The 18,613-nt window shown below is 74.2% G+C and carries 20 protein-coding genes; 13 read left to right on the forward strand and 7 right to left on the reverse strand.

The features are described from left to right. Positions 1-40: 40 nt before the first annotated feature. Positions 41-976 (reverse strand): A/G-specific adenine glycosylase, encoded by a 936-nt coding sequence (locus ACFYON_RS11190; protein ID WP_354868864.1) that lies wholly within the window; start codon positions 974-976, stop codon positions 41-43. A gap of 96 nt (positions 977-1,072) precedes the next feature. Here ACFYON_RS11190 and ACFYON_RS11195 point away from each other — a divergent pair, with 96 nt between their 5' ends. From ACFYON_RS11195 to ACFYON_RS11205, 3 genes are all read left to right on the forward strand, one after another. Next, positions 1,073-1,585, forward strand: coding sequence for an ACT domain-containing protein (locus ACFYON_RS11195; protein ID WP_354868861.1), 513 nt, complete (start codon positions 1,073-1,075; stop codon positions 1,583-1,585). Beyond that, entirely contained in the window at positions 1,582-2,145 is a 564-nt protein-coding gene (locus ACFYON_RS11200; protein WP_354868858.1) for a peptide deformylase, read from the forward strand. Before ACFYON_RS11195 ends, ACFYON_RS11200 begins: the two co-directional genes overlap by 4 nt. Before the next feature lie 105 nt (positions 2,146-2,250). After that, the gene (locus tag ACFYON_RS11205) at positions 2,251-2,994 is read left to right on the forward strand and encodes a hypothetical protein (RefSeq protein WP_354868855.1); all 744 of its coding nucleotides are present in this window, start codon (positions 2,251-2,253) and stop codon (positions 2,992-2,994) included. A gap of 8 nt (positions 2,995-3,002) precedes the next feature. On the opposite strand, the gene disA is transcribed toward ACFYON_RS11205, so the two are convergent. From disA to ACFYON_RS11225, 4 genes are all read right to left on the reverse strand, one after another. After that, entirely contained in the window at positions 3,003-4,193 is a 1,191-nt protein-coding gene (disA, locus tag ACFYON_RS11210; RefSeq protein WP_349880028.1) for a DNA integrity scanning diadenylate cyclase DisA, read from the reverse strand. Positions 4,194-4,322: 129 nt separating this feature from the next. After that, entirely contained in the window at positions 4,323-5,774 is a 1,452-nt protein-coding gene (radA, locus tag ACFYON_RS11215; RefSeq protein WP_354868852.1) for a DNA repair protein RadA, read from the reverse strand. A 101-nt stretch (positions 5,775-5,875) separates the two neighbouring features. Further along, positions 5,876-6,637, reverse strand: a complete 762-nt coding sequence (locus tag ACFYON_RS11220; RefSeq protein ID WP_354868849.1) for a hypothetical protein — start codon at positions 6,635-6,637, stop codon at positions 5,876-5,878. Positions 6,638-6,778: 141 nt separating this feature from the next. Then, positions 6,779-7,609: a UbiA family prenyltransferase gene (locus ACFYON_RS11225; protein ID WP_354868847.1), complete on the reverse strand. Its 831-nt coding sequence runs from the start codon at positions 7,607-7,609 to the stop codon at positions 6,779-6,781. A gap of 46 nt (positions 7,610-7,655) precedes the next feature. Here ACFYON_RS11225 and ACFYON_RS11230 point away from each other — a divergent pair, with 46 nt between their 5' ends. Genes ACFYON_RS11230 through ACFYON_RS11245 form a run of 4 tightly spaced genes read left to right on the forward strand, consistent with a single transcriptional unit; the run spans position 7,656 to position 11,353 of the window. Beyond that, positions 7,656-8,414 (forward strand): methyltransferase domain-containing protein, encoded by a 759-nt coding sequence (locus ACFYON_RS11230; protein WP_354868845.1) that lies wholly within the window; start codon positions 7,656-7,658, stop codon positions 8,412-8,414. A 41-nt stretch (positions 8,415-8,455) separates the two neighbouring features. Then, positions 8,456-9,622 (forward strand): acyl-CoA dehydrogenase family protein, encoded by a 1,167-nt coding sequence (locus ACFYON_RS11235; protein ID WP_354868842.1) that lies wholly within the window; start codon positions 8,456-8,458, stop codon positions 9,620-9,622. A 44-nt stretch (positions 9,623-9,666) separates the two neighbouring features. After that, complete coding sequence (locus ACFYON_RS11240; RefSeq protein ID WP_387188104.1) at positions 9,667-10,716, forward strand: type III polyketide synthase; 1,050 nt, start codon at positions 9,667-9,669, stop codon at positions 10,714-10,716. A 40-nt stretch (positions 10,717-10,756) separates the two neighbouring features. After that, a complete protein-coding gene (locus tag ACFYON_RS11245) occupies positions 10,757-11,353 on the forward strand; it encodes a hypothetical protein (protein WP_354868836.1) in 597 nt (198 codons plus the stop codon). Between the two features lie 30 nt (positions 11,354-11,383). Here the strand turns inward: ACFYON_RS11245 and ACFYON_RS11250 are convergent, their stop codons facing one another. After that, the gene (locus tag ACFYON_RS11250; protein WP_354868833.1) at positions 11,384-12,079 is read right to left on the reverse strand and encodes a hypothetical protein; all 696 of its coding nucleotides are present in this window, start codon (positions 12,077-12,079) and stop codon (positions 11,384-11,386) included. A gap of 327 nt (positions 12,080-12,406) precedes the next feature. On the opposite strand from ACFYON_RS11250, the gene ACFYON_RS11255 reads away from it, so the two are divergent. The 3 genes from ACFYON_RS11255 to ispF all read left to right on the forward strand — a co-directional run bounded on the left by ACFYON_RS11255 (position 12,407) and on the right by ispF (position 14,222). Next, entirely contained in the window at positions 12,407-12,892 is a 486-nt protein-coding gene (locus ACFYON_RS11255) for a CarD family transcriptional regulator (RefSeq protein ID WP_013288937.1), read from the forward strand. Between the two features lie 53 nt (positions 12,893-12,945). Then, the gene (gene ispD, locus ACFYON_RS11260) at positions 12,946-13,641 is read left to right on the forward strand and encodes a 2-C-methyl-D-erythritol 4-phosphate cytidylyltransferase (RefSeq protein WP_354868829.1); all 696 of its coding nucleotides are present in this window, start codon (positions 12,946-12,948) and stop codon (positions 13,639-13,641) included. A 98-nt stretch (positions 13,642-13,739) separates the two neighbouring features. Then, entirely contained in the window at positions 13,740-14,222 is a 483-nt protein-coding gene (ispF, locus tag ACFYON_RS11265) for a 2-C-methyl-D-erythritol 2,4-cyclodiphosphate synthase (RefSeq protein ID WP_354868826.1), read from the forward strand. Positions 14,223-14,260: 38 nt separating this feature from the next. On the opposite strand, the gene ACFYON_RS11270 is transcribed toward ispF, so the two are convergent. After that, positions 14,261-14,791 (reverse strand): hypothetical protein, encoded by a 531-nt coding sequence (locus ACFYON_RS11270; protein WP_354868823.1) that lies wholly within the window; start codon positions 14,789-14,791, stop codon positions 14,261-14,263. A gap of 174 nt (positions 14,792-14,965) precedes the next feature. Here ACFYON_RS11270 and ACFYON_RS11275 point away from each other — a divergent pair, with 174 nt between their 5' ends. Genes ACFYON_RS11275 through ACFYON_RS11285 form a run of 3 tightly spaced genes read left to right on the forward strand, consistent with a single transcriptional unit; the run spans position 14,966 to position 18,563 of the window. Continuing rightward, positions 14,966-16,318 carry a BTAD domain-containing putative transcriptional regulator gene (locus ACFYON_RS11275; RefSeq protein WP_354868821.1) on the forward strand — a complete coding sequence of 451 codons (1,353 nt, stop codon included), beginning with the start codon at positions 14,966-14,968 and terminating at the stop codon, positions 16,316-16,318. A gap of 49 nt (positions 16,319-16,367) precedes the next feature. Further along, positions 16,368-17,477, forward strand: coding sequence for a tetratricopeptide repeat protein (locus ACFYON_RS11280; RefSeq protein WP_354868819.1), 1,110 nt, complete (start codon positions 16,368-16,370; stop codon positions 17,475-17,477). A gap of 45 nt (positions 17,478-17,522) precedes the next feature. Then, positions 17,523-18,563: an NAD(P)-dependent alcohol dehydrogenase gene (locus tag ACFYON_RS11285; protein WP_354868816.1), complete on the forward strand. Its 1,041-nt coding sequence runs from the start codon at positions 17,523-17,525 to the stop codon at positions 18,561-18,563. The last annotated feature ends 50 nt before the right edge of the window (positions 18,564-18,613 follow it).

Below are 18,613 nucleotides of genomic sequence, written 5' to 3' on the forward strand. Positions count from 1 at the left end.
CCTAGACCCCGGTGATCAAGGAGTTTGTATCACTCCTTGATCAACGCTGGTGGTGGGGCGGGTGGGGCAGGTGGGGGAGTGGGGAGGGGGACGGCGGGCCGTCGCCGGCCAGGCGGAACGACTCCTCGCCCACCGGTTCCACCAGGCCGTCCGTGACCAGGCCGGCCAGGGCGCGGGCCCGCTGCACGTCGTCGTGCCAGACCTGGTCCAGCCGCCGGTGTGGCACCGGGCCGGTGGACTCCCGCAGCACCGCGAGCAGCAGTCCGCGTACCTGCCGGTCGGTGCCCGCGTAGCGCTGCGGGCGGCGGGTCGGTCCGGTGGGGGCGGCCTGGCCGGAGGCCCGCCAGGCGCAACTCGACTCGACCGGGCAGATCGCGCAGCGGGGCGCGCGGGCGGTGCAGACGACAGCGCCGAGTTCCATGAACGCGGCGCTGGCCAGCGCCGCGGCGGCCGGCTCGATCGGCAGCAGTTCCTCGGTGGCGACGAGATCGGCCGGGCGGGTGGTGGGCCCGGCGTCGGGTTCACCGGCGATCGCCCGGGACACCACCCGCCGGACGTTGGTGTCCACCACCGGGTGCCGCTGCCCGTACGCGAAAGCGGCGACGGCGCGGGCGGTGTACGTGCCGACGCCCGGCAGCGCCAGTAAGTGGTCGAGCCGGTCGGGCACCACGCCGCCGTGCCGCTCCACGATCGCCACCGCGCACTCGCGCAGGCGTACCGCCCGGCGGGGGTAGCCGAGCCGCCCCCACATCCGGATCGCCTCGGCCGGGGTGTCCTCGGCCAGCGCGCGCGGCTCGGGCCAGCGGGCCAGCCACGCCTCCCACGCGGGCACCACCCGGACCACCGGCGTCTGCTGGAGCATGACCTCGCTGACCAGGATCGCCCACGCGCCGATGCCCGGCTTGCGCCAGGGCAGGTCGCGGGCGCTGCGCTCGTACCACCGGCTGACCAGGGTGGCGAATGTGGGCTCGGACATCGCGTCGCCGATCATGTCACGGCTGTCTTTCCCGCAGGGTGGGCGGGCCGGGTGGCCGGCCGCGATCAATCATGGACGACGGGGCAGAATGTCCGGATGAACGAGCTCGCGATCACCGTCATCGGCCGGGACCGGCCGGGCATCGTGGCCGACGTCGCGGAGGTCCTCGCCCGGCTCGGCGCGAACCTCACCGACTCGACGATGACCCGGCTGCGTGGACACTTCGCGATGACGCTGATCTGCGTCGGCCCGGCCGCCGCCGACGTGGAGGCCGCGCTGGCCCCGCTCGCCGCCGAGGGGCACCTGCTGGCGACCGTACGCGCGGTCACGCCGGACGGCGGCAGCGAGCCCACCGGGGAGCCGTACGTGCTGACGGTGCACGGTGCCGACCGCATGGGCATCGTCGCGGCGATGACCCGGGTGCTCACCGACGCGGGCGGGAACGTGACCGACCTGAGCACCCGGCTCACCGGCTCGCTCTACGTGGTGGTCGCCGAGGTCGAGCTGGCGCCCGGCGTGTCGGACGAGGTGGCCGGCCGGCTCACCCGGGTCGCCGCGGATCTGGGCGTGGGGGTCAGCCTCCGCCCGGCGGACACGGATCTGCTGTGACCGGGCCGGAGTACGCGGGCCTGGGCGGCTGGACACCGGAGAAGCTCGGCGTTCCCGGTGCGGTACGTCCGGTGGTAACGGCCCCGGAGCCGGTGCTGAGCCGACCCGGCCCGGAGGTCGATCCGACGTCTGCCGACGTGGTGCGCCTCGCCGCCGACCTGGTGGCCACGATGCGCGTCTCGCCCGGCTGTGTGGGCCTGGCGGCGCCGCAGGTCGGGGTGAGCGCGCAGGTGTTCGCGGTGGACGTGACGGGGCATCCGAAGGCGGTCACGGTGCACGGCGCGTTCGTGCTCTGCAACGCCCGGGTGGTGGAGGCGTCCCGGTGGAAGGCCGGCCGGGAGGGCTGCATGTCGGTGCCGGACCTGACCGGCGATGTGAAGCGGGCCGGCCGCCTGGTGGTCGAGGGTGTGCTTCCGGGCAGCGGCGAGCCGGTCCGGCTGGTGACCGACGCCTTCGAGGCGCGTGCGCTCCAGCACGAGATCGACCACTGCGCCGGGCTGCTCTTCCTCGACCGGGTGGCCGGCGCGCACGCGATCTACCAGCGCAAAGTCTACCTCTGACGGTGGCCGTGGTGCTCCACTCTGGACGGCTGCGCGGGTGCCGCGGCGGGTTCCCGGCGCGTCGGACCGACGAGCCGTGCGCCGCGCGGCTACGGTAGGCGCATCATGCGTCTGACGGTCGGCCCTCTGCCCCCTGCCGTGTACTGGCGGCGTCGTGCCGTCGTGCTCGGAGCGGGGCTGCTCTTCCTGATTGTCCTGCTTTATTCCTGCACCGGTACGGACCGCAACACCGGTGCGCCGGGTACGGACCCGTCCCCGACTGGTTCCGCCGGCGCTCAGCCCGACCCGTCCGGTTCGGTGCTCACCCCGCAGTCGGGCGGCCCGTCACCGACGGCCGGCGACGCCGACGGCGGTGGCGCCAACACCGGCGGGGGCGCGAACAACGGGGGCGGCGCGAACAACGGGGGCGGCACCGGTAACGGCGGCGCGACCGGCCAGCCGGTCTCCGACGACGGCACCTGCACCGACTCCGAGTTGCTGGTGACGCCGGTAGCGGTGCCGCCCACCGCCCAGCGGGGCACTGTGGTCACGCTGCGCCTCAAGGTCAAGAACGTGTCGAAGCGTACCTGCAGCCGGGACGTCGGCGCCGATCTCCAAGAGCTGTACCTCAAGTCGGGCGCGGAGAAGATCTGGTCGTCGGACACCTGCGGCACCGGCAAGGGCTCGGACGTGCAGTCGTTCACGCCGAACTTCGAGCGCTCCTACGAGCTGGGCTGGAACGGCCGGCGGGACAACAGGTGCGCCAACGGGGTGGCGAACGGTGACTTCGCCGCGATCGGCGCGTACCAGCTGTTCGCCCGGGTCGGCACCAAGATCAGCGAGCCGGTGAAGCTGACCGTCACCGGCTGAGCGGTCGGTCAGACGTACCGTTCGAGGATGCTCGCCTCGGCGAGCCGGGACAGGCCCTCGCGGACGCCGCGGGCGCGGGCGTCGCCCACGCCCTCGACCGCTTGAAGGTCTTCGACTGTGGCGCCGAGCAGCCGCTGGAGGCTGCCGAAGTGCACCACCAGCCGGTCGACCACGGCGACCGGCAGCCGGGGCACCTTGGCGAGCAGGCGGAACCCGCGCGGGCTGACCGCCGCGTCGAGCGCGTCGGAGGCGGACGGATAGCCGATCGCCTTCGCCACCGCTACGAGGTCGATGAGTTCGGTGGCGCTGAGCAGGTCGAGCTCGACGAGCGCCTCGTCGAGCGTGCGCGACTTGCGGCCGGTCGGCAGGTAGTCGCGGATGACCAGGGTGCGATCGGCGTCCACGCCGGCCATCAGCTCGTCGAGCTGAAGCGCCAGCAGGCGGCCGTCGGTGCCCAGCTCCACCACATAGCCGGCGATCTCGTCGGCGATCCGGCGGACCATTTCCAGCCGCTGCACCACCGCCACCGCGTCGCGGACGGTGACCAGATCCTCGATCTCCAGGGCGGAGAGGGTGCCGGAGACCTCGTCCAGCCGCAGCTTGTAGCGCTCCAGCGTGGCGAGCGCCTGGTTGGCGCGGGACAGGATGGCCGCCGAGTCGTCCAGCACGTGCCGCTGGCCGTTGACGTAGAGGCTGATGATCCGCATCGACTGGCTGACCGAGATGACCGGGTAGCCGGTCTGCCGGGCCACCCGCTCGGCGGTGCGGTGCCGGGTGCCGGACTCCTCGGTGGGGATGGACGGGTCGGGCATCAGGTGCACGCCGGCCTGCACGATCCGGGTGCCGTCGCTGGAGAGCACCACCGCGCCGTCCATCTTGCACAGCTCCCGGACCCGGGTGGCGGAGAACTCCACGTCCATCGGGAAGCCGCCGGTGCAGATCTGCTCGACCACCTTGTCGTAGCCGAGCACGATCAGCGCGCCGGTGCGGCCGCGCAGGATCCGCTCCAGGCCGTCGCGCAGGGCGGTGCCCGGAGCCATCAGGGCGAGATTGGCGCGCAGCGGATCGGCGCCGGCCCCGCCGCCGACGCTTCCGTTGACGCTCACGCTGATGGCGCGAGCGGGGTTGCCGCTCACGGCGCCGGTACGGGCGTGCGGCGTCGCCGTTGCGGGCTTTGTGGCATCGCGGTCGATCGGCACGGGCACAGTCTACGGACTGCCATGCGGTGGGTGCTCTCGTGGTTACTGTGATGTGTCACGATGCCCGGCTCGGGCGGGTCGGTGCGGCCTGCGTGGCCTGCCCGAAAACGTCCGGCGGATCCCACCGTGTCACTCCGCCGACGCCCGGGCGGCCGCCTGGAGGGCGGCTCGCACGTCGGTGACCTCGACCACCCGCATGTTCTCCGGCCCGGCGCCGCTGCTCTCCGGCCCGCACCCGGTCGGCACGAGGGCCAGCCGGAAGCCGAGCCGGGCCGCCTCGGCCAGCCGGCGGGGCACCGCGCCGACCCGGCGGACCTCGCCGGTGAGCCCCACTTCGCCGATGGCCACCAGGTGCGGGTTGAGCGCCAGGTTGAGCCCGCCGGACGCGACCGCGAGCGCCACGGCCAGGTCGGCCGCCGGCTCCACCACCCGGATGCCGCCGACGGTGGCGGCGAAGACCTCGCGGTCGTGCAGCGTGAGCCGCTCGGTGCGGCGCTGGAGCACCGCGAGGACCATGGCGAGCCGGGCGCTGTCGAGGCCGGAGACGGTGCGCCGGGGCGAGCCGGCGACAGTTGCCCCGATCAGCGCCTGCACCTCGGTCACCAGCGCCCGGCGCCCCTCCATCGCCACCGTCACGCAGGTGCCCGGCACCGGCTCGGAGTAGCGGGTCAGGAACAGCCCGGACGGATCGGCGAGGCTGCTGATGCCGCCCTCGTGCATCTCGAAGCAGCCCACCTCGTCGGCCGCGCCGAAGCGGTTCTTCACGCCACGCACCATGCGCAGCGAGGAGTGCTTGTCGCCCTCGAAGTGCAGCACCACGTCGACCAGGTGCTCCAGCACCCGGGGACCGGCCACCTGGCCGTCCTTGGTGACGTGCCCGACCAGCACGGTGGCGATGCCGCGTTCCTTGGCGACCGCGACCAGAGCGGCGGTGACCGCGCGGACCTGGGTGACGCCACCCGGCACCCCCTCGGTGCCGGTGGTCGAGATGGTCTGCACCGAGTCGAGCACCAGCAGCCCCGGCTTCACCGCGTCGAGGTGGCCGAGGACCGCGGACAGGTCGCTCTCGGCGGCCAGGTAGAGCTGATCGTGCAGCGCGCCCATCCGCTCGGCGCGCAGCCGCACCTGGCTGACCGACTCCTCGCCGCTGACCACCAGCGACGGGCTGCCGGCCCCGGCCGCCCACTGCTGGGCCACGTCGAGCAGCAGCGTCGACTTGCCCACGCCGGGCTCACCGGCGAGCAGCACCACCGCGCCGGGGACCAGCCCGCCGCCGAGCACCCGGTCCAGCTCGCTGACGCCGGTGGGACGGGCCCGGGCGGGCGCGGCGCTGATCGTGGCGATCGGCCGGGCCGGCTCGGCCGGCATCCGTGAGCTGACCACCCGGCCGGAGACCATCGGGCCGGTGACCGTGCACTCGACCACCGAGCCCCACTCGCCGCACTCGGGGCACCGGCCCACCCACTTCGGGGGCTGGTGGCCGCAGGCGTCGCACTCGTAGGCCGGGCGGGGTTCGCGGGCGGCGGCGCGACCGCGACCGGCGCCGGCGCGGGAGGAGGTCGATCGGGGCGAGGTCACCACCGGACGCTAACCGGACCGTACGACGAAAGCCCACCCGAAACGGCGACACCGCCGGCGTGGCGCTGGCCACGGCGGCGGTGCCGACGGAAGGAGGACGGAGGTCAGTGGCCGCCCTCGGCGCCGCCGTCCTCACCGGCGTGCTCACGCGGGTTCACGATCTTCGACGGCGTGGCCTCCGCGGTCAGCGGGATGCCGATCGGGGCCGGGGTCTTGATGACCTTGCCGTCGCCGAAGTCGAAGGTCAGGTCGACCTGCTGGCCGACGAGCAGCTTCTCGGTCAGGCCGACGAGCTGGAGGAACCGCGGGTTGCCGGCGTTGAGCTGGGCGTAACCGAGCGCCGGGATCTCGATCCGGGCCGGCTGGCCGGCGGGCGCGGACTCGGTCTCGCTCGGCGACGGGCTGGCGGACCCGCTCGCCGACGGCGACCCGGTCACCTCCAGCGACTGGCTCGGCGACGCGCTCGGGTCGCTCGCGGTCGGCGAGGTGGTGACCGGCTCGGTGGGCGAACCGGTCGGCGTGGCCGCGCCGCTCTCGCCCGCTCCGGAACCGGCGAGCACGATCTCCCGCGCGCTGTCGGTGGTGACGGTGACGGTGACCGGCTTCTCGCTGTCGTTGTAGATCACCACGTTGACCGGCGCGTTCGACCCGGCCTCGTAGCCCTTCGGGCCCGGGAACTGCACGTAGAGACCGCGCACCTTGTAGAGGTTGTCGGAGGTCTGGACGTTGACGCCCTGCACCGACGGGATCTTGTTGGCGGTCTCGGAAATCTGCCCGGTACCGCACCCGGACAGCAGCAGGCCCGCCGCCGCCGTGCCGGCCAGTAGCAGGGCCGACCCCCGGGAACCCCTGATCGAGCGCGTCACGTCGGTCCTCCTCGTCACGATCCCCGCCCGGTCGACCACCGGGCACGGGGTGGCCATACCCGCGCAGACCGCGCTCCAGGGTAGTTGGAGCTGATCGAGGCCCGCACGCGGACCCGGCAATACCACCTCGGAGGGGCCTGCTCACACGACCCGGCCGCTCGTCACCAGGAGCACCACATCGATGAGCGCCACCACCAGCACCGCCCGGAAGGCGGCGGCCGAACGTCCGGCGGCCGAGCGTCCCGCGTACCAGCCGGCCGCCGGCACGGCGACGGCGGCGGCGACCGCCGTCAGGCCGGTCCACGACGGCGGCCCGGGCGGGCCGAGGACCAGCGCGACGGTGGCCGCGAGCAGCAGCCCGGCGGCGGCCAGCCGGCAGCCCGCCGGCCCGAGCCGGTGCGGCAGCCCGCGCACTCCGGTGCGGGCGTCGTCGGCCAGGTCGGGCAGCACGTTGGCGAAGTGCGCGCCGGCGCCGAGCAGCGCGGCGGCGGCCACCAGCCACGGCGGGGGCGCCGGCGAGCCGGGCAGCGCGAGCACCACGAACGCGGGCAGCGCGCCGAACGAGACCGCGTAGGGCAGCACCGACACCGGCGTCGACTTCAGCGGCCGGTTGTAGAGCAGCGCGGAGGCCAGGCCCAGGGTGGCACAGGCCGCCGCGGCCGGGCCGCCGGCCAGCGCCAGCAGGGGCACGGCGACGGCGGCCACCGCGGTGGCCCGGGCCAGCGTCGGGCGGGCCACCGCGCCGTCGGTCACCGGTTTGTCGGTACGCCCCACCGCGGCGTCCCGGTCGGCGTCGATCAGGTCGTTGCTCCACCCGACCGCGAGCTGACTGGCCAGCACGGTCAGCGCCACCGCCACGACACCCCCGGCCGAGTGGCCGACACCGACGGCGAGCAGCGCGGCGACCACCGTGACCGCCGCCGCCGGCTCCGGATGGCTCGCCCGGACGAGCCCTGACACCCGTGTCGACATACCCGGAAGTCTGGTCGTTACCGGTCAGTCGTGCCACGCTCGACGCATGCCCGACGCGTCCCCGGTGTCCACTCCGTACCGGGTGCTGCCGCCGAACGACCCCCGGCAGTACGACGACCTGGCCGGCGAGTGGTGGCGGCCGGACGGAGCGTTCGCGATGCTGCACTGGCTGGCCCGCGCCCGGGCGGAGCTCGTGCCTCCGGCGTCCACGGCGGACGATTTGCTCGTCGACCTGGGCTGCGGCGCCGGGTTGCTGGCGCCGCACCTGGCCGGAAAGGGCTACCACCACGTCGGGGTGGACCTGACCCGCTCCGCGCTCGACCAGGCCGCCGCGCACGGCGTGACGGTGATCCAGGGCGACGCGACAGCGGTGCCGCTGGCCGACGGCTGCGCCGCTGTGGTCTCCGCCGGAGAGGTGCTGGAGCACGTACCGGACTGGCGGCGGGCGGTCGCCGAGGCGTGCCGGCTGCTGCGACCGGGCGGCCTGCTGGTGCTGGACACGCTCAACGACACGCTGCTGGCCCGGCTGATCGCGGTGGAGCTGGGCGAACGGCTGCCCACGGTGCCGCGTGGCATCCACGATCCACGGCTGTTCGTCGACGCCCGCGCACTGGTCGCCGAGTGCGCCCGGCACGGCGTGTCCCTGACGGTGCGCGGGGTGCGCCCGGAGCTGGGCGGGACACTCGCCTGGCTGCTGCGCCGTGTGCGCGGCGGCGGCGACCGTCCGGGCAGGACCGAACCGCGCATCGTGCCGACCCGGTCGACGGCGGTGCTGTACCAGGGCTGGGGGCGCCGGAGCGGGTAGCCGGGGCCACCCAGGGTAAAGGACGCCGAGAAGGGGGCGACATGAGTGTGCACGCGCTGGAGGCGGCCCGCCGGTTGGCGCCGCGACTGGCCGCCCGCGCGGCCGAGCACGACCGGGACGGCTCGTTCCCGGTGGACGACTTCGCGGACCTGCGGGCGGCCGGGCTGTTCGGCCTGATGGTGCCGCCCGAGCTGGGCGGCGCGGGCGCGAGCTTCGCCGAGTACGCGGCGGTCGCCACCGAACTGGCCCGGGGCAACGGCGCGACCGCGCTGGTGTTCAACATGCACGCCTCGGTCACCGGGGCGCTGGGCGCGGTCACCGAGGAACTGGCCGAGGCGCTCGGCGTACCGGACGAGGCGCTGGCGGCGCGGGACCGGCTGCTGCGCGCGGCGGCCGACGGCGCCTGGTACGCGGTCGCGATGAGCGAACGCGGCGCCGGCGCCCGGCTGTCCCAGCTCAGCACCGTCTACGAGCCGGTCGAGGGCGGCTGGCACATCAAGGGCAGCAAGACGTTCTGCTCCGGGGCCGGCCACCCGGACGGCTACCTGGTGGCCGCCCGCAGTGCCGCCGACCAGTCGGTGGTGTCGCAGTTCCTGGTCCCGGCCGGGGAGGGAATCACCGTCGAGCCCACCTGGGACTCACTCGGCATGCGGGCCACCTCCTCGCACGACGTGCACCTGGACGTGACGGTCCCGGCCGACCGGCTGCTCGGCGGCGTCGAAGGGCTGGCCCTGGTCGTCGCCCAGCTCATGCCGCACTGGCTGGTGGCGAGCTATGCGGCGGTCTACGTCGGCGTGGCCCGGGCCGCCGTCGACGCCGCGGCCGAGCACCTCAACGCGCGCAACCTCGCCGGCCTGCCCGCCGTGCGGGCCCGTCTGGGCCGGGCCGACGCGGCCACCGCCGCCGCCGAACTGGTGGTCGCCGAGGCGGCCCGGCGGGTCGACGAGGCGCCCGGCGACGCCGAGACGAACCGCTGGGTGTGGCGGGCCAAGTTGCTCGCCGGCACCACCGCGGCCGAGGTCGCCGCCTCGATGCTGGAGGCGGCGGGCACGTCGGCGACGCGGCGCGGGCATCCGCTGGAGCGGCTCTACCGGGACGCCCGCTGTGGATCGCTGCATCCGGCCACGTCCGACGTGTGCGCCGACTGGCTCGGCATCGCCGCGCTGGGCGGCGACCCGGACCGGGACAGCGCGCTCCCTCGTTGGTGAGCAGGGTTGGTGCGAGAGGTGAGGGAGGGCGAGGGGTGGGGGACGTGGGCATACCGGTGATCGCGGGTCTGGGTACGGCACAACCGCCGGCCGCGGCGCAGGACGAGCTGTGGACGGGTTTCTTCGCGGAGCACTTCCAGGGGAACACCCGGGCACTGGCCGAGCGGATCTTCGCGAACTCGGGCGTGACCCGGCGGCAGGCGGCGGTCAACCCGCTGCTGGAGGACGTCTCGGAGTGGCCGACCGAGCGCCGGATGCGCCGTTACCAGGTGGAGGCGCTGCCGCTGGGCAAGGAGGCGGTCAGCCGGGCACTCACCGCCGCCGGGCTGGACGCCGCCGACATCGGCCTGTTCATCGTCTGTTCCTGCACCGGGTACGCCACGCCGGGGCTGGACATCCTGCTCGCCCGGGACCTCGGCATGTCGCCGAGCACGCAGCGCATGTTCGTCGGGCACATGGGCTGCTACGCGGCGCTGCCCGGACTGGGCGCGGCGAGCGACTTCGTCACCGCCCGGGGGCGGCCGGCGCTGCTGCTCTGCGCGGAGCTGACCAGCCTGCACATCCAGCCGCCGGGCGCCCGGGTGGACACCCAGCAGATCGTCTCCCACGCGCTGTTCTCGGACGCCGCGGTCGCCGCCGTGGTCGTCCCGGGCGGCCGGGGGTACGCGCTGCGCGAGGTCGCCTCGGTCACCGACACCTCCACGGCCGACCACATGACCTGGGACGTCACCGACACCGGGTTCCGGATGGGGCTGTCGCCGAAGGTGCCGCAGGTCCTCTCCCGGCACGTACGGACGCTTATCGACGACCTGCTGGCGCGGCACGGGTGCGAGCGTTCCGACGTGGACGGCTGGGCCGTGCACCCGGGCGGGCCGCGGATCCTCAACGTGGTGGAGCGCGAACTGGCCCTGCCGCCGGACGGGCTCACCGCGTCCCGGGGGACGCTCGCCGAGCACGGCAACTGCTCGTCGCCGACGGTGCTGCTGATCCTGGACCGGCTGTGGCGCGCGGAGCCGTCGCCGCGCTGGGTGGTGATGCTCGCGTTCGGGCCAGGGCTGACGCTCTACGCGGTGTTGCTGGAACGGGTGGGCTGACGGCTCGCCCCGCCCGGGTCTGCGCGGATAGGCTGCCGTCATGGCCTCCGACGAGCGGGACGGGCGGGTGGTGCTCGCCGTCCTGACCGTTCTGGCGCTGGTGGCCGGGGCGGCCTGGTGGTTGTCGGCGGCACCGGAGCCCGGTCCGGCCACGGCGGCCCCGGACGCGAGTGTCGAACCGCTCTCCCGCACCTTGATGGTCGACCCGTCGACCGGCGCCGCCTGGCCGTCCCGTCCGGGAAGCGATCTGCCGCTCGGGGTGCGCCGTGGGGCGGTCACCGAGCCGGACCGGTCGGTGCTGATGCGGGTGGAGGCGGACGGCACCGCGCGCGTGCTCCAGACGTCGCACGTGGTGTGGCGGGAGACGTCCGGCCTGACGCCGGACGGCCCGCCCGTCGTACGGCAGGTGAACCCCTCGCGCGGTGACGACTACCGATTGACGGTGAGCTGCTCCGGGGACGGGGCGGTCGCCGTGCAGCTCTCCGGCGCCGGGTCCGGCGACGGGCGTCGGTTCCTCCGGTGCGGCGGGCGACTGGAGCTGCCCGTGCTGGGCGGGACCGGCGCACCGGTGCTGGTGCGGTTCAGCGGTGTACGCGGCCGGGTCGAACTGGACGCCCGGCTCGAAGCGCTCTACTGACCGCGGTCGCGCCGCCCTTCTCGCCGCGGCTCAGCCGGCCAGCCGGGCCAGGTCGGCGCCGTAGTCCGACAGCGGGCCCAGTTCCGGCACCACCCGGACCAGAGCGCCCCGCCGGTCCACGAGCAGCGCGGCGGCGGTGCCGGGGTGGGGCGACAGGTGCAGGTAGGAGCGCAGGCCGCCGGCCGGGTCGCCGAGCGGGCGTACCCCGGGGACGCTCGCGGGCCCGGCGCTGCGGCCCTCGGTGACGGTGACCACTGTGACGCCGGGCGGGGCGGCGCGTGCCGCGGTGCCGACCTGCTCGGCGCAGGCACAGGCGTCGACCAGGATGATCACGGCGGGCAGCAGGCTGCGCAGCGGCACCGGCGTGTCGTCCGCGCCGACCAGGTCCAGGGCGGGCAGCGGGCCGACCGGCTGGGGCGCGGCGGTGGAGCGCGGGAGCACCGTCGGCGCACCGGACCGGGTGCCGGTACGCGGCCACGTGACGGCGGCCAGCCCGGCGAGCGTGACGAGCACCGACACGAGCAGGATCAGCACCGGCAGCCCGAGGCGGGCCGGGCCGGTATGCCGGCCGGAGCTGCGCCGCGCGCCACGCAGCTCCCGGCGGACCTGCCGGGCCTCGTCGGCGAGCGCCGAGGCGTCGTCCGGGACGACCACCCTTCCCCACTCCGGGGGCAGGCCGGGCAGCCCGTCCGACGGCCCCTGGCCGTCAGCGTCAGGCACGCCCATCGGACCCCCAGGTACGTCTCGGTGAGCGGACGTCACGTCCCTCACCAGCGTCCCGCACCGGCCGTCGTAACGCCACACCTGGGCGCGAACGGAGTTGCGGAGCTACCATGGAAGGAGCGCATAGCCCTAGATCTGACGCTCCCGTCACCCGTTACCGGGTTGTCACGTGTTCCTGACGGAGCGTGTTGAAACCATTGGTTTGGCCGCCTGTCAAGCTGAAGAAATACCTCTCACAGGGCCCCTGAGCTGCGCCAACGGTCAGGACAGCGGTGAGACATCGGTGCCTGAGCGTGTTACCCTAGACACAGCGAAAGGGGTTTCGAACCTATGGTTTTCAGTGTCGGCGAGACCGTTGTTTACCCCCACCACGGGGCCGCACTCATCGAGGCAATCGAGACTCGGGTCATCAAGGGCGAGCCCAGGGAATACCTCGTCCTGAGGGTCGCGCAGGGTGACCTGACGGTCCGGGTGCCTGCCGAGAACGCCGAGATCGTGGGTGTGCGCGAGGTGGTCGGCGAAGAGGGCCTGGGCAAGGTCTTCGACGTGCTCCGTGCACCGCACACCGAGGAGCCGACCAACTGGTCGCGGCGTTACAAGGCAAATCTGGAGAAGCTGGCCTCCGGTAACCCGCTGAAGGTGGCGGAGGTCGTTCGCGACCTGTGGCGCCGGGAGCGGGAGCGTGGCCTGTCGGCGGGCGAGAAGCGGATGCTCGCCAAGGCTCGTGACATCCTCGTCGGCGAGGTCGCGCTGGCGGAGAAGAGCACCAAGGACGAGGCCGAGACGCTGCTCGACAAGGTGCTGACCGAGGCCTGATCCACGCCTCTGCCTCTACCCACCCCGCAGCGAACGAATCCGAGGACCGCGACGTGACCGCGCAGCTCAATCCGCGCGGTGACGTCGCGGTCCTCGTTCCTGCGGCCGGTGCCGGGGTACGCCTCGGACCCGGCGCCCCCAAGGCGCTCCGGATGCTGGCCGGCGAGCCACTGCTGGTGCACGCGGTCCGCCGGATCGCCGCCGCGCCCTCCGTGCACACGATCGTGGTGGCCGCGCCGGCCACCGAGGTCGAGACGGTCCGCGCGATGCTCGCCCCCGTGGCCCCGGTGGCAGTGGTCCCCGGTGGCGCCGAACGCCAGGCGTCGGTGGCGGCCGCCCTCGCGGCAGTTCCCGCCGGTCCGGACATCGTCCTGGTGCACGACGCGGCCCGTGCGCTCACGCCACCCTACCTGGTCGAGTCAGTGGCCGCGGCGGTCCGCGCCGGGCACGACGCCGTGATCCCGGTGCTGCCGGTGGTCGACACGATCAAGGAGGTCGACGCGACCGAGCGCGTGCTCGGCACCGTCGACCGGTCCGCGCTGCGCGCGGTGCAGACGCCGCAGGGCTTCCGCCGGTCGGTGCTGATCGCGGCCCACGGTTCGGCTGGTGACGTGCTCACCGACGACGCCGGGCTGGTCGAGAAGCAGGGCGGCGCGGTGACCTGCGTACCCGGCTCAGAGTTGGCCCTGAAGATCACCCGCCCGTTCGACCTGGCCCTGGCCGAACACCTGCTGACCACCGGCGCCTGACGCTCGCCGCTCGCGGCTTCGAGATCTTGGTACGTAACGGCCCCCATAGGGGCTCCTTGCTACCAAGATATCTCCCGGCATATGCGTACCCTCTGGTCATGATCGTTCCTCGGGTGGCCATCGGCACCGACGTGCACGCGTTCGCGGCCGGGCGGCCGTGCTGGGTCGCGGGCCTGCACTGGCCGGACCAGGACGGCCTGGCCGGTCACTCCGACGCCGACGTGGCGGCGCACGCCGCCTGCAACGCCCTGCTGTCCGCCGCCGGACTCGGTGACCTGGGCGCGAACTTCGGGGTGGACCAGCCGGAGTGGGCCGGCGCGTCCGGGGTGGCGCTGCTGACCGAGAGCGCACGCCGGGTACGGGCGGCCGGCTTCCGGATCGGCAACGTGTCGGTGCAGGTGGTCGGCAACCGTCCCAAGATCGGGCCGCGCCGGGAGGAGGCGCAGCGGGTGCTCTCCGAGGCGGTGGGCGCCCCGGTGACGGTCTCCGCGGCCACCACCGACGGTCTGGGCTTCACCGGGCGCGGGGAGGGACTGGCCGGGATCGCTGTGGCCCTGGTCTACGAGCCGCCGGCCGACTGACGCGGTGACCGGGAACGCCGGTCACCGCGTCCGGCGGATCAGTCGACGTCGGTGCAGACGTTGTGGGTCGTGCCGTGGAGCATCGTGATGGTCTTGTCGAAGGTGGGGGAGAACTCGACTCGGAACTGGCCGTCGACGATCCACAGCCCCTTCGGCAGCGTTCCCGCGTTCTCCCGGAAGCCGAGCAGCACCGGCCCGGTCACGTACCAGGTCATCGAGCCGTCGGTGCGGTAGGCGACGAGGGAGGTGCCGCTCGCGTCCGCCGTGGACGTGGCACCGGTCTCCAGGTTCGTCACCCGGTTGATCAGGGCGCCGGTGAACAACTCCCGCTTCGGTGCGCCGTCCGGGTAGGTCTCCAGCGTCAGCTTCCGCACCTCGTCCACGATCGGCTCGACCCGTACCGCGAACTCGCACCGCGCACCGGCCGGCATCTCGAACGGCGCCTGGGGCGCGGGTTCCCAGGCGCTGGCGCCGTGGTGCCGCTCCGGCGCGGCGGACGCCGGGCCGGGCATCGCCGCGACCACCGCCGCCACGACGCTCGCCACCGTGACACTCATCCTGAACCGCATCTTCACTCCATCCGTCGCTGGTCTGGACGGGCAGCATCACCGGGCCTGCTCACCACCGGCTCACCGCGTCGAGCGACGGCCCGTCCGAGCGGGCGAGGCCGGCCGCCGGGTCCCTCACCACGCGATCACCGTCGGACGACAACCAGGGACCCGGGCCGGGTCGTCCTGTTCGGTATGGAATTCCGCCTGCTCGGGCCGTTCGAGGCCCGCCACGACGGTCGACCGGTCGAGGTCGGCAGCCGGCGCCAGGAGCGTTGCCTGCTCGGGGTGCTGCTGCTCGACGTGGGCCGGGTGGTGCCGACCGGCCGCCTCATCGACCTGCTCTGGAACGGCCGGCCGCCGGCCACGGCCCGCGGCGCGGTGCAGACGTACATCGGGCGGCTGCGGGGGTCGCTCAACCCGTACGGGGTGCGGATCAGCACCCGGGGCGAGGGCTACGTGGTGGAGGAGGACGGGCATCGGGTCGACGCCGACGAGTTCGCGGAGCTGGTCCGGGCGGCCGGGAGAGCCGTCGATCCCGGCGAGCGGGTGCGGTCGCTCGACCGGGCGCTGGCCCTCTGGCGCGGACCGTTGCTCGCCGACGCGGCGGACGACGAGTTGCGCGACCGGCTGCACGGCTCGCTCGACGAACTTCGCCTGGTCGCCGTGGAACTGCGCGCCGAGGCGCAGCTCGCGCTGGGCCGGCACCCGCAGGCGATCGCCGAGCTGATGCCGCTGGCCGCCCTGCATCCGACCCGGGAACACCTGGTGGCAGTACTGATGACAGCCCTGTACCGGGGTGCCCGGCGGGCCGAAGCACTGCGCCTCTACCGCGCCACCCGGGACCTGCTCGTGGCCGACTTCGGCGTCGAGCCGGGGCCTCGGCTCCGGGAGGTGCAGCGCCGGGTGCTCACCGGCGACGACCGGCTGGACCGGGTCGGCCGGCCGATGCACGAGATCCGGGTCGGCGACGAGAGTCTGCCGTGGAGTGTGGGCGGCCACCCGGCCCTGGACTTCTGCAACACCCTCGCCGGCTGGGGGCACGAGCCCTCGTTGCCCGGCGCCGAGTGGCTGCGCGGCTACCGGACGCTTGCCGTCTGGGCCGGCCACGTCGGGCTGGTGGACGAGGTGTCGGTGAACCGCCTGCTGCACCTGGCGCGGCGTGACCCGGAAGCGGCGGAGGCGGTGCTCGACGAGGCCCGTACGCTCCGCGCCGCGCTCTACGCCAGCCTGGTCGACCCGGACGACGGCCCGGCGTTCGAGACGGTCGCCCGGGCCGCCGAGGCCGCCGCTCGTACGCTCGTCTTCCGGCGCGAGGCCGACGGACGCGGCCGCTGGTGGCCGGACCTGACGGCCGGGCTCCGGCTGCCGGTGCACGCCGCCGCGTTCAGCGGCGCGCAGTTGCTCGCCGAACCGGCCCGGTTCACGGTGCGGGTCTGCCCGGACCGGCGGTGCGGGTGGTTGTTCCTCGACGAGAGCGGGCTGCGCCGGTGGTGCAGCCTGGGGACGTGTGGCGGCCGGGCGGGCACGTCCTGCCGGAGTGCCTGACGCCGGGCACGCCCGTACCCGGTGGGCCGGGGCGGATACGCTCGCGGTGATGCCGAGTGACGCCGCACCCGACCAGTCCGCCGCCGACGGCTACCTGCAGCGTGCGCACCTGCTCGCCGAGCTGGGGCGCTACGACGAGGGGATCGGCGAGCTCACCGCGCTGCTCGCGGCCGAGCCGGGGCACCTGCCCGCGCTGACCATGCTGGCGCGGATGCACCTGGCCGCCGGGCGCCCGGCCGAGGCGCTCGCCGCCACGGAGACGGCTGTGGCCGCCGTGTCACCGGCCGTCGAGACGGCCACTGCCGACGGCGGCGCGCAGCCGGCCGCTGAGACACCCGGCACGGGGACGCGCGCCGCTGAGACACCCGGCACCGGCGTGCACGCCGCCGCTGCGGTCGTACCGGCGCTCGTGGCGCGCGGGTTCGCGCTCCTCGACCTCGAACACTGGAAGCCCGCCGCGGCCACCGCCGACGAGATCCTGACGCGTGCGCCGGGCGACGCGTACGCGCAGCGCAGTGCCGCCGCCCTCCTCTCCGCGTCGCGCAACGGGCAGGCGGCGCTGGACGCGGCGTGGCGCGGGGTGGAGCTGGCCCCGGACGAGCCGGAGGCGCATCTGGTGCTCGGCCTGGTCGCGGTGCGGCTGCAACTGTTCGACCTGGCCGAGCGGGCCTACCGGGAGGCGCTGCGGCTGGACCCGGAGCTGGGCGAGGCGGGGCAGGACGTGGGCGTGGCCCGCCTGGAACGACGCCGGTACGCCGAGACGCTGGAACACCTGACCGCGATGGCAGACCTGCCGGTGGCCCGTCCGGACCCGGCGCGGACCGTGGACGCCGGCATCCGGAGGCTCCTGCTGTCGGTGGCCGGCTGGTCCCTGGCCGCGAGCGTGCTGGTCGCCGCCCTGGCCCCGGCCTCGCCGGGCGCGTCGCGGCTGTTCGCGGTGCTGTCGGTGGCCGGGGTGGCGGTGCTGTTGCGGCGTCCGGCGACATGGCGGCCCGGCCTGCGCGAGGCGATGTCGCGCGGGCTGTCCGCACCGGTCTACGGGGCCGCCGCCGCGGTGCTGCTGCTGCTCGTGTACGCGCTGGTCGGCGGCCCGTGGCCGCTGGCCGGGGCGATCACCGCCGCGGTGGTGGCGGGATTCACCGCGTTCGCTCGCCGGTGAGAGGGTAGGAGGACCGGAAACACCGGCTGAAGGAAGCGGGAACCAGTGCTCACCGTCAACGCCTACGCGGCGACGTCCGCGACCGAACCGCTCACCCCGACCACCATCGAGCGGCGCGATCTCGGACCGGACGACGTTCTCATCGACATCAAGTTCTCCGGCATCTGCCACTCCGACATCCACACCGCGCGCAGCGAGTGGGGGCCGACCCGCTACCCGATCGTGGTGGGTCACGAGATCGCGGGCGTGGTGCGGGAGGTCGGTTCCGCGGTGACGAAGTTCGCCGCCGGCGACCGGGTCGGCGTCGGCTGCCTGGTCGACTCCTGCCGCGAGTGCGACAGCTGCCGCAAGGGCCTGGAGCAGTACTGCCTGAAGGGCAACACCGGCACGTACGGCGGGGTGGGCCGGGACGGCAAGCCGACCCAGGGCGGCTACTCGCAGGCCATCGTGGTCACCGAGGACTTCGTGCTGCGCATCCCGGACGGCATCGCGCTGGACGCCGCCGCGCCGCTGCTCTGCGCCGGCATCACCACGTACTCGCCGTTGCGGCACTGGAACGCCGGGCCGGGCCGCCGGGTGGCGGTGATCGGCATGGGCGGCCTCGGCCACATGGCCGTGAAGCTGGCTCACGCGATGGGCGCCGAGGTGACGGTGCTGTCGCAGTCGCTGAAGAAGCGGGAGGACGGGCTGCGGCTCGGCGCCGACCATTACCACGCCACGGCGGACGAGGACACGTTCACCGCGCTGGCGGGCTCGTTCGACCTGATCATCAACACGGTGAGCGCGACCATCGACATGAACGCGTTCCTGCGGCTCCTCGCGGTGGACGGGACGCTCGTCAACGTGGGCGCTCCGGAGGAGCCGCTGTCGGTGCACGCGTTCTCGCTGATCCCGGGCCGGCGGTCGTTCGCCGGGTCGAGCATCGGCGGCATCAGGGAGACCCAGGAGATGCTCGACTTCTGCGCCGAGCGCGGGCTGGGCGCCGAGATCGAGGTCATCGGAGCCGAGAAGATCAACGAGGCGTACGAGCGGGTGCTCGCGTCCGACGTGCGCTACCGCTTCGTCATCGACGCGTCCACGTTCTGACGACCGCGTGCGAAGGGGCCGCGTCCGTGCCGGGCGCGGCCCCTCGTCGC

Source organism: Micromonospora sp. NPDC005686 (assembly GCF_042871665.1).
GTDB lineage: Bacteria > Actinomycetota > Actinomycetes > Mycobacteriales > Micromonosporaceae > Micromonospora.